Annotated in this window: 11 protein-coding genes; 8 read left to right on the top strand and 3 right to left on the bottom strand. The window is 69.3% G+C overall.

Going from position 1 to position 12,258, the window contains the following annotated elements; translation table 11 throughout:
* Nucleotides 1-22: 22 nt before the first annotated feature.
* The 4 genes from PO605_RS24570 (at nucleotide 23) to PO605_RS24555 (ending at nucleotide 3,692) form a co-directional block, all read left to right on the top strand.
* Nucleotides 23-322, top strand: a complete 300-nt coding sequence (locus tag PO605_RS24570) for a hypothetical protein (RefSeq protein WP_016448111.1) — start codon at nucleotides 23-25, stop codon at nucleotides 320-322.
* A gap of 83 nt (nucleotides 323-405) precedes the next feature.
* A complete protein-coding gene (locus PO605_RS24565) occupies nucleotides 406-1,338 on the top strand; it encodes a dioxygenase family protein (protein ID WP_272207013.1) in 933 nt (310 codons plus the stop codon).
* Between the two features lie 12 nt (nucleotides 1,339-1,350).
* The gene (locus PO605_RS24560; RefSeq protein ID WP_272207012.1) at nucleotides 1,351-3,000 is read left to right on the top strand and encodes an ATP-binding protein; all 1,650 of its coding nucleotides are present in this window, start codon (nucleotides 1,351-1,353) and stop codon (nucleotides 2,998-3,000) included.
* Nucleotides 2,997-3,692: a response regulator gene (locus PO605_RS24555; RefSeq protein ID WP_272207011.1), complete on the top strand. Its 696-nt coding sequence runs from the start codon at nucleotides 2,997-2,999 to the stop codon at nucleotides 3,690-3,692. The genes PO605_RS24560 and PO605_RS24555 overlap by 4 nt, the downstream gene beginning before the upstream one ends.
* A 27-nt stretch (nucleotides 3,693-3,719) precedes the next feature.
* On the opposite strand, the gene PO605_RS24550 is transcribed toward PO605_RS24555, so the two are convergent.
* Together PO605_RS24550 and PO605_RS24545 are read right to left on the bottom strand one after the other, a co-directional pair.
* Nucleotides 3,720-5,030: an NtaA/DmoA family FMN-dependent monooxygenase gene (locus PO605_RS24550; RefSeq protein WP_272207010.1), complete on the bottom strand. Its 1,311-nt coding sequence runs from the start codon at nucleotides 5,028-5,030 to the stop codon at nucleotides 3,720-3,722.
* Nucleotides 5,031-5,049: 19 nt separating this feature from the next.
* Nucleotides 5,050-6,999 carry a TonB-dependent receptor gene (locus PO605_RS24545; RefSeq protein ID WP_272207009.1) on the bottom strand — a complete coding sequence of 650 codons (1,950 nt, stop codon included), beginning with the start codon at nucleotides 6,997-6,999 and terminating at the stop codon, nucleotides 5,050-5,052.
* 358 nt (nucleotides 7,000-7,357) lie between these two features.
* On the opposite strand from PO605_RS24545, the gene PO605_RS24540 reads away from it, so the two are divergent.
* On the top strand, nucleotides 7,358-8,149 hold the full coding sequence (locus PO605_RS24540) for an IclR family transcriptional regulator (RefSeq protein WP_012204987.1): 792 nt from the start codon (nucleotides 7,358-7,360) through the stop codon (nucleotides 8,147-8,149).
* A 30-nt stretch (nucleotides 8,150-8,179) separates the two neighbouring features.
* Here the strand turns inward: PO605_RS24540 and PO605_RS24535 are convergent, their stop codons facing one another.
* The gene (locus PO605_RS24535) at nucleotides 8,180-8,995 is read right to left on the bottom strand and encodes an ABC transporter ATP-binding protein (protein WP_272207008.1); all 816 of its coding nucleotides are present in this window, start codon (nucleotides 8,993-8,995) and stop codon (nucleotides 8,180-8,182) included.
* Nucleotides 8,996-9,114: 119 nt separating this feature from the next.
* Here PO605_RS24535 and fepB point away from each other — a divergent pair, with 119 nt between their 5' ends.
* The 3 genes from fepB to PO605_RS24520 are packed head-to-tail and all read left to right on the top strand — an operon-like array spanning nucleotide 9,115 to nucleotide 12,233.
* Nucleotides 9,115-10,116, top strand: coding sequence for a Fe2+-enterobactin ABC transporter substrate-binding protein (gene fepB, locus PO605_RS24530; protein ID WP_272207007.1), 1,002 nt, complete (start codon nucleotides 9,115-9,117; stop codon nucleotides 10,114-10,116).
* Between the two features lie 3 nt (nucleotides 10,117-10,119).
* On the top strand, nucleotides 10,120-11,196 hold the full coding sequence (locus PO605_RS24525; RefSeq protein ID WP_272207006.1) for a FecCD family ABC transporter permease: 1,077 nt from the start codon (nucleotides 10,120-10,122) through the stop codon (nucleotides 11,194-11,196).
* A complete protein-coding gene (locus PO605_RS24520) occupies nucleotides 11,193-12,233 on the top strand; it encodes a FecCD family ABC transporter permease (protein ID WP_047472247.1) in 1,041 nt (346 codons plus the stop codon). The genes PO605_RS24525 and PO605_RS24520 overlap by 4 nt, the downstream gene beginning before the upstream one ends.
* Nucleotides 12,234-12,258 lie beyond the last annotated feature (25 nt).

Here is a 12,258-nt window from a genome sequence, read left to right as displayed (position 1 = left end):
TTGGCAACTCCAGGAAAAGACCATGATTGATTTCTCGCAAACCAACGCTTCACGCATTCGCCCGGCCCTGGTGCTGGCTGTGGCGGCCTTCGCGGCGGCCTGCAGCCATGCGCAGGGCCACGGGGGGCACGGCAATCCGCCGTCGCCGCCGCCCGAGGCCTATACGGCCTGCCAGGGCAAGGCCGAGGGTGACAGCGTGACGCTGACCATGCCCGATGGCAAGACGCTGGCCGGCACCTGCCGCAGCCTGAACGGGCAACTGGTGGCCATGCCGGCCGGCGGGCCCGGCGCAGGCGGGCCGCCGCCCCATCCGCAGCAGTGATCGCGTGGCCCGGCGGGCCACGCCGCCGGGCTGTCTGCAACCCCACGGGCCTGCGCACAGGCCCTCATGAAAAAGCCATCCCCATGAACCACTCTCAAGATGCCCACGACCTGGGCCTTCAGCACGATCTGCAAGTCATGGCGCGCCGCCTGTTCGACCGGCGCCGCATGCTGGGCCTGATGGCCTCTGGCGGCGCCGTGGCGCTTCTGTCCGCCTGTGGCGGCGGTGGTGATTCCAGTGATTCGACAGGAACCGGCACGGGCACCGGATCCGGGACAGGAACGGGCACCGACACGGGCACAGGCACAGGCACAGGCACAGGTACAGGTACAGGTACAGGAACCACGACCGGCGCCTGCATGGTCGATCCCACGGAAACCGAGGGTCCTTACCCCGCCGACGGCTCCAACGGCTCGCGCGGCAGCCTGGTCAACGTGCTGTCGCAAAGCGGCGTGGTGCGCAGCGACCTGCGCAGCAGCTTTGGCGGCATGAGCGGCACGGCTGCGGGCCTGCCGCTGACGCTCAAGATCACCCTGGTCAACGTCGGCACCAACTGCAGCCCGCTGGAAGGCTATGCCATCTACCTGTGGCATTGCACCCGCGAGGGCGAGTATTCGCTGTACTCCACCGACCTGCTCAACCAGAACTTCCTGCGCGGCGTGCAGGCGACGGACAGCAATGGCGAATGCACCTTTGTGACCATCTTCCCGGGCTGCTATGACGGGCGTTGGCCGCACATGCACTTCGAGGTGTTCCGCAGCCTCAACACGGCCGGCAGCTACACCAACAAGCTGCTGACCTCGCAGATGGCCATGCCCAAGGACGTGGCCAGCGCCGTCTATGCCGGTGTCAGCGGCTACAGCGCCAGCGTCTCCAACCTGTCGCGGGTCAGCGTGACATCGGACAATGTCTTCGGCGACAACACCAGCGAGCAGATCGCCTGGCAGACGCCCACCTTCACCGGAGATACCACCAATGGCCATACCGCCACGATATCCATCGGCATTGCCGTCTGACGCAGCAACTGAATGAGCCTCCGCCTCCCGCGCCTGAAGCTGCAGCACAAGGCCTTCTTCGCCCTTGCCGTGCTGCTGGTGGCCCTGCTGCTGGTGTTTCTCGGCTTCTCGCGCCTGGGCCTGCAGCGGGGCCTGGGCCCGTACATGGCCGAGGTGGAGCTGACCGGCATGGACGGGCTGGCCGAGCGGCTGGTCCAGCACCATGAGCAAAACGGCGGCTGGGATGCGGCGCGCGCCAACCCCGGTTTCTGGCGCGACATGGTGCGCCCGGGCGCAGGCATGGGCCGGGGCTTTCCTGCGGGCGAGCCCGGGCCACGGCCCCCCATGCCCATGCCCATGCCCATGCCGGAGCCGAGACCTGGTTTTGAGGGAAGCCGCGGTCCGGGGCCGGGCCCGGAGTTTCCGCCGCCACCTGGGCCGGAAGGCGGAGAGCCTGCAGATCGCTCAGAGCGCTCAGAGCGCTCAGAGCGCTCCGACCGTACAGACCGCCCAGGCCCGCCGCCAGACCGCCCGTTCGGCGGCCCGTGGGCGCGCGTGGGCCTGCTGGATGCCCAGGGCCAGCTCATCTCCGGCATGGCGCCGCAGCCCGGTGCGGCGCACCGCGTTCTGCGCGCCGCCAATGGGCAGGCCATTGGCGAGATCGTGCTGTCCCCCGTGCAGACCGGGCAGGGCATGCAGCGCGACCTGGACCGCGCCTTCCTCGCGCAGCAGATGGGTTTTGTGGCCTGGACCGGGCTGGCCGGCCTGCTGTTGGCGCTGCTGCTGTCGGCCTGGCTCACGCGGCGCTGGCTGGAGCCGCTGACCGCCTTTGTCGACGGCCTGCGCGGCATTGCGGCCGGGCGGCTGGACACGCGCGTGGCCATCAAGGGCGATGCGGAGCTGGCCCGCCTTGCGGAAACCTTCAACGACATGGCCGTGCAGTTGGCCACCATGGAGGCCTCGCGCCAGCGCTGGCTGGCCGACGTGGCGCATGAGCTGCGCACGCCCCTGTCCACCATGCGCGCCGAGGTCGAGGCCGTGCAGGACGGCGTGCTGCCCATGGACGACCGCATGGCGCTGCGCCTGCACCGGCAGATCATGCGGCTGATACGGCTGGTCAGCGACCTGCGCGTGAGCCTGGACGACCCGCAGGCCCTGCACGGCTCGGGCCATGTGCCCGTGCATGTGCTGACCCTGCTGGGCGAGGCGCTGGACGGCGCGCGGCCCGGCTTCGAGCAGGTCGGCATTGGCCTGGACCGCTCCACCGTGGACCAACTGGCCGCGCGCGTTCCGCCGCCGCTGGTGCAGGGCGATCCGCACCGGCTGCACCAGGTGTTTGCCAACCTGCTGGAAAACAGCCTGCGCTACACGGCTGCGGGCGGGCGGCTGCAGGTGTCCGCCGAAATCGTCCAGATGCAGGACCGCAGCATGCTGCAGCTGTGCTGGGACGACACGGCTCCCGGCGTGGCCAGCCAGCACCTGCCGCGCCTGTTCGACCGCCTCTATCGCGTGGACGCCTCCCGCGTGCGCGACGGCGACGGCCTGGGCGGCTCCGGCCTGGGGCTGGCCATCTGCCGCACCATCGTCCAGGCCCATGGCGGCAGCATCGAGGCCGCCGCCTCGCCACTGGGCGGCCTGCGCATCACGCTGTGGCTGCCCTTGCTGGAAAATCCCGCGCCATGAAGCCTGCACGCATCCTCCTGGTCGAGGACGAGACCGACATGGCCGCCATCGTCATCGACTACCTGCGCCATGCAGGCTACGAAGTCGAGCACATCCGCCACGGGCGCGAGGCGCTGGACCGCATGCTGCGCTCCCCGCCCGACCTCACTTTGCTGGACATCATGCTGCCGGGGCTGGACGGCCTGGACATCCTGCGCCAGTTCCGCCCCCACAGCGCCAGCCCCGTCATCCTGCTCACCGCGCGTGTCGAGGAAATGGACCGCCTGCTGGGCCTGGAGCTCGGTGCGGACGACTACATCTGCAAGCCCTTCGCCCCGCGCGAAGTCGTGGCCCGCGTCAAGGCCGTGCTGCGCCGCAGTGCCGGCCCCGACCCCGCGCAGCAACGCCTGACGCTGCTGCCCGAGCAGGGCCGCGCCATGCTCAACGGCAGCGTGCTGCCACTGACCAAGCGGGAGCTGACCTTGCTGCAGGCCCTGATGCGCCAGCCCGGCCGCCTGTACTCGCGCGCGCAACTGCTGGAGCTGGCCTGCGCCGACACGCTGGACGTGAACGAGCGCGCCATCGACAGCCACATCAAGAACCTGCGCAAAAAGCTCAAGGCGGCGGACGACCGCCATGAGTGGATTCGCTCCGTCTATGGCGTGGGCTTTGCGTTCGAGCCCGATGGCGGGTCCGACACGCGGGCGCAGTGAAGGCCAGGCGAGGGCAGGGCGCAGCCCCTACCTCGACTCGTCGAGGTGCTCCATGAACGTGGTGCCCGTGTAGCGGGAGCGGAACAGGCCGGCCTCCACCAGGCGCGGCACCAGCTGCTCCAGCACGCAATGCAGGGACTCGACGGAGCCGCCAGGCGCGGCCAGAAAGCCGTCGATGGCGCCAGCGGCGCTCCACTCGGTGATCTGCGCCACGGCATCGTCCACCGTGCCGACCACCTGCCAGTGCGCGGCGGAGAGGATTTCCGGCCGCAGCAGCAGCTCGTCGATGCGCAATGACTCGCGTTCCATCAGGCGCCTGAGCAGGCCCGCATGCGTGCGGCTGGACGGGGTTGCCACGGGCGGCGGAAGGTCGGCTGCGGTGATCGGCCGGTCTGCGGGCCAGTCCGTCAGGTCCAGGCCGACCATGGCCTTGATCGATGCCAGCTTGCGGCCCCTGTCCACCCGGCCGTGCGTCTGCTGGAACATCTCCCGGGCCTGCTCGCGGGTGTCGGCCAGGTACAGGCTCAGGCCGGGCAGCAGGCGCACATCCTGCGCCTGGCGGCCATGGCGCTGGGCGCGCCGAGACAGGTCCCGGCGCAGCTCCAGCGCCGCGTCCAGGTCCGGCGTGGGGGCGAAAACAATGTCTGCCACCGATGCGGCAAAGTCGCGCCCTGTGCTGGACGCGCCCGCCTGCACCAGCGGAATGCGCGGGCCGCCGAACTCCGGCAGGTTCAGCGGGCCGCGCACCTTCAGGTGCGGTCCCTCGTGGTCTATGGGGCGGACCAGCGAGGCGTCGGCGTAGCGGCCGCTGTCCCGGTCGATCTTCAAGGCCTCGTTGGGGAAGCTGGCCCACAGCCGGCGCACCACGTCGGTGAACTCTGCGGCCCGCGCATAGCGTTCATCGGCATCGGGCATGGCCTGCAACCCGAAATTCTCGTGGCCCTGCAGGGCCGTGACGATGTTCCACCCGGCGCGGCCGTTGCTGATCCAGTGCAGCGACTGCAGCTGGCGCGCCACCGCATAGGGCGGGAAAAACGTGGTCGATACCGTGGACACCAGGCCGATGCGCGAGGTCTCGCGTGCCAGCGCTGCCATCAGCACCGTGGGGTCCAGGCTGGCGAAGCCCGCGCCCGTCTCCAGCGCCTCCATGGGCAGAAAGCTCACGTCCGGGCGGAAGACGAAGTCCAGGTGCGCGGCCTCGGCGCGCCGGGCCAGGTCCAGGGCGAAGTCGCTGGAGTACAGCCCTTCGATATGGCTGCCGGGCCGCCGCCAGGCGTCGCCGCTCAGCCAGGTGGGGGCCAGCGAAAGGCCGATGTGCAGGGGTTTGCGGGTTGTCATGTCTGCTGTCATTCCCATCTCAGAACGTTCCGCGCACGCCCACGCCGATCATGCGCGGCGCGGTCATGCTGGCCTCGATGCCGCCGATGCCGCGGTTTTGCTGCAGGTACGTCGGTGCGCGCCTGTCGAACACGTTCTTGATATAGCCGTACAACTGCACGCGCGCGCTGTAGGCATAGGTCATGCGCAGGTCGGCGATGGTGTTGGAGCCGACCGCATAGGCGCGGGTGTTGGCGGTATCGGAGTAGTAGCCGTCCAGGTGGCGCACCTGGCCGGAGACATTGAACCGGGGGCTGGCGTCCCAGCTCACGCCCAGGCTCAGGTTGTAGCCGGGCGAGCGGGCGAAGCGGTTGTGCTCGTAGCCGGGGTTGCTGCCCATTTCCTCGATGCGGGTGCGCAGCACGCCCACGCCGGCCTTGATCCGCAGGTTGTCCAGCGCGCGGTAGTCGGCGCCCAGCTCGAAGCCGTAGGCATGGGCCTTCTCCGCGTTGATGGTGTAGGACTGGGCCACGCCCGGGGAGATGACCACGGGGATGTTGTACTGCGCATCCCGCATGTCCATGTAGAACAGGTTGGTGTTGAGCATCAGCCGGTCATCGAGCAGGCTGGCGCGGCTGAACAGCTCGTAGTTCCAGATCGACTCCTTCTTGAAATACGCCCATTGCCGGCTGGTGAGGTTCAGCGACACGCCGCCCGGGTTGTAGCCCCGGCTGACCAGCGCGCCCACGGTCCAGCGCGGTGTGGCGGCATAGGCCAGGGACAGCTTGGGCAGCAGTGCCGAGAAGGTTTTCGTGTAGTCGAGGGCGGTGGGTGCCAGCACCGAAGTGCCGGTGCGCACCACCTCGTCCTGCTGGTAGCGCAGGCCGCTGGTCAGGGTCCAGCGGTCGGCCAGGCGCCAGTTCAGCTCGCCGAAGACGCCCAGGTTCTTCTTCGTGTCGTCGAAGGCGGACAGGCCGCGCAGCAGCAGGCTTTCGTCCGTGCCGGTGCGCGCATAGTAGACGCCGCCGAAGCCGCTCAGGCGGTCCTTGTCGCTGCCCACCAGGGCGCGGAACTCATTGGAGACATTGTTCTGACGGATATCGGCATCGCCCTCGCCGGGAATGCCCGTGTAGCGCTGCACGGACGAGCGCGAATACTGGGACTGGTTGACCAGCCGCACGCCGTTGCCCAGCTCATAGCTGAGGTCGAGGATGCCGGTGTCGGTCTTCTGCTTCCAGCTGGGCATGGTTGTCGTCCAGTGCTCCAGCGCGCTGAACGGAGCGGACGCCGCCTCCTGGCTGGGGCGGTTGCTGTCGTTGTGGGAATAGGTGAACTTGGCCTCCAGGCCCGGAACGCTGCTGGGCAGCCACAGGAACTTCATGCGTGCGTTCAGCGCGCGGAAATCCTGATCGGCCTGGCCCCGCTGGAACTGCGGATTGGTGTAGTCGATGAAGGTATCGCGCCCCGAGTAGTCCACGGCCAGCCGCGCGGCCAGCTCCTCGCTCACGGGGCCGGAGACGGCGATGGACGCACGCCGCGAGTGGTAGTCGCCCGCCTCCAGCTGGTAGGCCCCTTCGCGCTTGAAGCTGGGGTCCTTGGTGTTCACGACGATGGCGCCCGCAATGGCATTGGCACCCTGCGAGGTGGTCTGCGGGCCGCGGAACACCTCGATGCTCTCCACATCCCAGACCGAGGTCGCGCCGAAGAACATCTCGTTGTAGTTGAGATAGTGCCCATCCAGGTTGATGGTGGCGCGCGGCACCGTGCCGCCCCAGAAGACGTTCTGGCCGTTGTTGGGGCCCTGCGTGTCCTGCCCGCGGATGATGGGCGCGCCCACCGTGTCGGTGTAGACCACGTTGGGCACGTCGTGCAGCACCTCGTGGACCGAGGCATTGCCGGACTCCTGCCGGGCCAGGTCCTTGCCGGCCTTGACCGACACGGAGGAGGCCGTGTCCTTGAGTTCGCGCCTGACCTTTTCTCCGCTGACCACGACCGCTTCAAGCGCGTTGGATTCCCCCCCGGAACCCGATGCGCCCTGTGCGAAGGCGCCGGCCGGCGCCATCAGGGTAGAGAGTGCGATGGCGCCCGCCCGGGACGGTAGCCTGCGATGGAAACACAGCTTCACAGCATCTTCCTTTGATGAGAATGATTCGTATTTTTCAAAGGTCGCCATCATGCATTGAAATTCCACAGTAGGGAATGCATTCCCACATGCGGAAGAAAAAAACAGCGGCGAAATGGTGTGCGCGCACCCGTGCAGAGCCTTCGGCAGAGCCGGTATCATCGACACCGGCGGCGCCTGCGCCCCCACCTGCGATGCGCCTGGTACAGGCAAGAAAGCCAAGCCCTTGAAAACAACAACACCTCAGACGACAGCCGGCGAGAAGCGCTCCGGCACCATCCAGTCCGTCTCCATCGCCACCCGGTTTCTCATGGTCCTGGCCAATGCCGAAAGCGAGCTGGCGCTGGGCGAGGTGGCCCGGCGAACGGGAACGGGGGGCTCCACGGCCCACCGCTACCTGCAAAGCCTCGTCAAGGAAGGCCTGGCCAAGCAGGACCCGGCCAGCGGCCTGTATGACCTGGGCAGCGCGGCGCTGAGCATCGGCATTGGCGCGCTCAAGCGTGTGGATGCGGTGGAGATTGCGGCGCAGCGCATGAAGGCGCTGACGCACAGCCATGCGCTCAGCGGCGGCGTGGCCATCTGGACCGACCGCGGTCCGACCCTGGTGCGCTGGTACCGCAGCGCCTACTTCTCGATCAACCCGCTGGCGCTGGGCGACATCCTGCCCATAGACAACACCGCCTGCGGCCTGGTGTTCCAGGCCTTCCTGCCCAAGGCCACCATCGACGCCGCACGGCGCCAGCAGCCCGCCCATTTCCGTGGCAAGCCGCCGGCCAAGGCCGTGCTCGACGAAGTGCGCGAGCGCTGCTGGTCCGAGATGACCAGCCACCTGCTGTCCAACGTCACGGGCCAGGCGGCGCCGGTGTTCGATGCGCAGCATGAAATCGTCTGCGCGGTCACCACCGTCTCGGACCTGGGCCAGCTCAAGTCGCCGCAAGACCGGGTCGCACTGTTCCGCGAGGCCAGCCTGATCAACCAGTCCACGGGCGGGCGGGCCTTCAGCGCAGATTCGCCTTGAAAGCCGCGCCGGGAAGAATGGCCGGGCGCCTCAGTTCCCTGCGGCGCGCTCCACGGCATTCACGGCCCTGCGCCCCCTGGGCACCACCAGGGGCGTCCCCGACACAGGGTCTGCCATGATCACGGCCGGCAGGCCGAACACCTCCTGCACCAACTGCTCCGTGAAGATCGCCCCGGGCGCGCCCTGCGCGGCAATGCGCCCGTCGCGCATGGCGATCAGGTGCGAGGCATAGCGGCAGGCCTGGTTGAGGTCGTGCAGCACCGCAACCACCGTGCGGCCGGCGTCGTTGAGATCCGCCAGCAGCTCCATCAGCTCGATCTGGTGGGCGATGTCCAGGAACGTCGTGGGCTCGTCCAGCAACAGGATCGGCGTCTGCTGCGCCAGCACCATCGCAATCCACACCCGCTGGCGCTGGCCGCCTGACAGCTCGTCCAGCAGGCGGTCGGACAGCGCTGCCACATCGGTGGCCTGCATGGCCTCGGCCACGGCCTGCTCATCCGCGTCCGTCCACTGCCTCAGGAAGGATTGATGGGGGTAGCGCCCCCGCGCCACCAGGTCCGCCACCGTGATGCCCTCGGGTGCCACCGCGCTTTGCGGCAACAGGCCCAGGCGCCGCGCCACCTCCTTGGCGGGAAATTGCGAGATGTGCCGGCCATCGAGGATGACCTGCCCGGTCACCGGCACCAGCAGCCGCGACAGCGCGCGCAGCAGGGTGGACTTGCCGCAGGCATTCGGCCCCACGATGACGGTGAAGGAGCCATCGGGAATGGCAAGGGACAGGCCCTGCGAAATCGTGCGCTCGCCGTAGCGCAGCGTCACCGCATCAGCACTCAGGCGCTGCGTCATGGCCGGTCATTTCCCACAATCGATAGGTCCTTCGGTGTTTGCAATGTGGAATGAATTCTACAATGCGGAATACGCTGAAGACGCCGCCCTGGCGCCCGGCCCCGTCGCTTCGGATCGAGATGAACAGACTCCAACTTGCCGCCCTGGGTGCGGCCGCCGCACTGGCCGTGCTGGCCTGTTTCGCATGGTTTCCACGCGCCGCCGTTCCCGTGGCGGGCGCCGCACCGCATACGTCGGATACATCGCATGCGTCGCATGCATCGGGTACGCCGGCTGCAGCACACGCAGACCATGCACCGCTGCCCCGGCGCATCGTCTCCACCTCGCCCAGCGTGACCGGCATCCTGCTGGCCATCGATGCGCCGGTCGTCGCGACCGCCGCGACCACGCCCAGCCGCATGACCGACGACAAGGGCTTTTTCTCGCAATGGGCCGCCGTTGCCGACAAGCGTGGCGTGCAGGTGCTCTACCGCAACCTGCAATTCGACATCGAGGCCGCCATCGGCGCCAGCCCCGACCTGCTGGTGGCCTCCGCCACCGGGGCCGACAGCGTGGCCCAGCACCGCACCGAACTGCAGGCGCAGGGCGTGCCCATGGTCGTGGTCGACTATTCCAGCCAGTCCTGGCAGGACATCGCCACCGAGCTGGGCCGCATCACGGGCCATGCGAAGCAGGCCGCCGCAGCCATTGCCCGCTTCGATGCCCATGTGGCGCAGACCGCCGCCTCCATCACGCCACCGGCCCGGCCCGTCAGCATCGTCGCCTACAACCTGGCCGGCAGCTACTCCATAGGCCGCGCCGCCAGCCCCCATGCGCGGCTGCTGGCGGCACTGGGCTTCAAGGTGGAGGGCCTGCCGCCCGCGCTGGCCGCCCAGGTCACACGCGCCTCGGACTTCGAATTCATCTCCCGCGAGAATCTCTCGGCCGCCATCACCGGCGACTCCGTCTTCCTGCTCGGCGCCTCGCAGGGCGATGTGCAGGCCTTCCTGGACGATCCGCTGCTGGCCAACCTGCCCGCCGTTGCCGGGCGGCGCGTCTATCCGCTGGGCCCGACCTCGTTTCGCATCGACTACTACTCGGGGCAGCAGATGGTCGACGCCGTGGCAAGCCATTTCCGCTGAGCCATGCGTGCACGGCTCCAAGGCGCGGCGGCGCGGCCTGCCCAGCGCTCGTGTTTGTGCTCCTCCTCGCGGTCCTCCCTGCACTGCAGGCGTTGGCTGGGCCTTGCAGGCGGGCTGCTGGCGCTGGCCATCATCGCCGTGCTCGGCATCACCGTCGGCTCGCGCGACATTGCGCTGGCCGACATCCTCGGCGCGCTGCGGGCTCCGGACCTGCGTGATGACCAGCACCTGATCGTCAGCCTGCTGCGCATGCCCCGCACCGTGGTGGCCATCCTGGCCGGCATGGCGCTGGGCGTGGCTGGCGCGCTCATGCAGGCCGTCACCCGCAATCCCCTGGCGGAGCCGGGCCTGCTGGGCGTCAACGCGGGTGCGGCGCTGGCCGTGCTCATCGGCATGACGGCCTTCGGCCTGACGTCCGTGCTCCAGTACGTCTGGTGCGCCTTTGCCGGCGCGGGGCTGGCGGGCGCCGCCGTCTTCGCGTTCGGGCAGTCCCGGGGCGCGGGCGCGCACCCGGTGCGCCTGGTCCTGGCCGGGGCCGGCCTGTCGGTCATGCTCACCTCCAGCGCCGGCATCATCCTGCTCAACGCGCCCCCGGAAGTCTTCGACGGCTTCCGCCACTGGGCGGCCGGCTCGCTGGAGGGCAGCGGCTATGCCAGCGCCGCCGTGCTGGCGGCCGCCGTGGCGGCAGGGCTGGCGGCGGCCTGGGCCATCGTCGGCCAGCTCAACGCCATGGCGCTGGGGCATGACGTGGGCTTGGCGCTGGGTGTCAATGTGCGCGCCACCGCGCAACTGGCCTGCCTTGCAGTCATGCTGCTGGCCGGGGCGGCCACGGCGGCCGTGGGGCCCATCGCCTTCGTCGGCCTGGTGGCGCCGCATCTGGCACGCCTCTCGTGCGGGCCGGACTACCGCTGGATACTGCCGCTGTCCGCGCTCTACGCGGCGGTGCTGCTGCTGGGGGCCGACGTGCTGGGCCGCGTCGTCGCGGCGCCTGCCGAAGTGGCTGCGGGCATCGTCGCCTGCCTGATCGGCGGGCCGTTCTTTGTCTGGGTGGCGTGCAGATACCGGTTGAGCAGGCTATGAAGACCTCCGTGAACACATCCGTTGTGCGCTGGGGAGCCTGTTCGTTTCTCTGGCGGCCCAGGCCGCTGGCCGTGGGCATGGCGCTGGTCGTGCTGGCCCTGGTGCTGGGTGTGCTGCTGCTGGGCACGGGAACCCTGTCCCTCAGCCCCGCCGAAGTGCTCGACAGCCTGCTGGGCACGGGCTCCAACCCCGCAGCTGAGCGCATCGTGCAGCGGGTGCGGCTGCCGCGTGTCCTCACGGCCGTCTTCGTGGGCGCGTCGCTTGGCATGGCGGGCGCCATCTTTCAGTCCATCTCCCGCAACGCGCTGGGCTCGCCGGACGTGATCGGCTTCACCACCGGCGCGGCCAGCGGGGCGATTGCGCTCATCGTGCTGGGTGACGCCGGGCCGCTGTGGACATCGCTGGCCGCCGTGCTGTCGGGCATGGCCACGGCGGCGGTCGTGCTTGCGCTGTCCGGAGGCCGGCGTGCTGCCGGCGGCTACCGGCTGGTGCTGGTGGGCATAGGCGTGGGGGCCACGCTCTCGGGCCTGAACACCATCTTGCTGGTCATGGGGGACCTGGACCGGGCCGTCGCCGCGCAGCGCTGGCTGGCCGGCTCGCTCAGCGCGCGGACCTGGGCCCATGTCGTGCCCGCCGCGCTGGGCTTCATCGCCATCGTGCCCGTCGTGCTGTGGTGCGCCCGCCGCATCAACCTGCTGGAGCTGGGCGACGATGCCGCCACCCAGCTCGGCGTCAACGTGCCGCGCACGCGGCTCACCATGGTGATGGCCGCAGTGGCCCTGACCGCCATCGCCACCGCAGCGGCGGGGCCCATCGCCTTCATCGCGCTGGCCGCGCCCCAGCTGGCCAGGCGCCTGGGGCTGTCGCCCGACGTGCCCCTGTTCACGGCGGCAGCCATGGGCGCCGTTCTGCTGCTGGCGGCCGACATGCTCAGCCATTGGGCACCCGTGCGCCTGCATCTGCCCATCGGGCTGGTGACGGGGCTGCTGGGCGGGGTGTATCTGCTGTGGCTGCTGTTTCGCACACGCAAGGGATAGACGGTCGTGCAGGGTGCAACGGGGC

It is taken from the genome of Delftia sp. DT-2 (assembly GCF_028401915.1).
In the GTDB taxonomy this organism is placed as follows: Bacteria; Pseudomonadota; Gammaproteobacteria; order Burkholderiales; family Burkholderiaceae_C; genus Comamonas; species Comamonas tsuruhatensis.
This window is presented reverse-complemented; position numbering and strand designations above follow the sequence as displayed.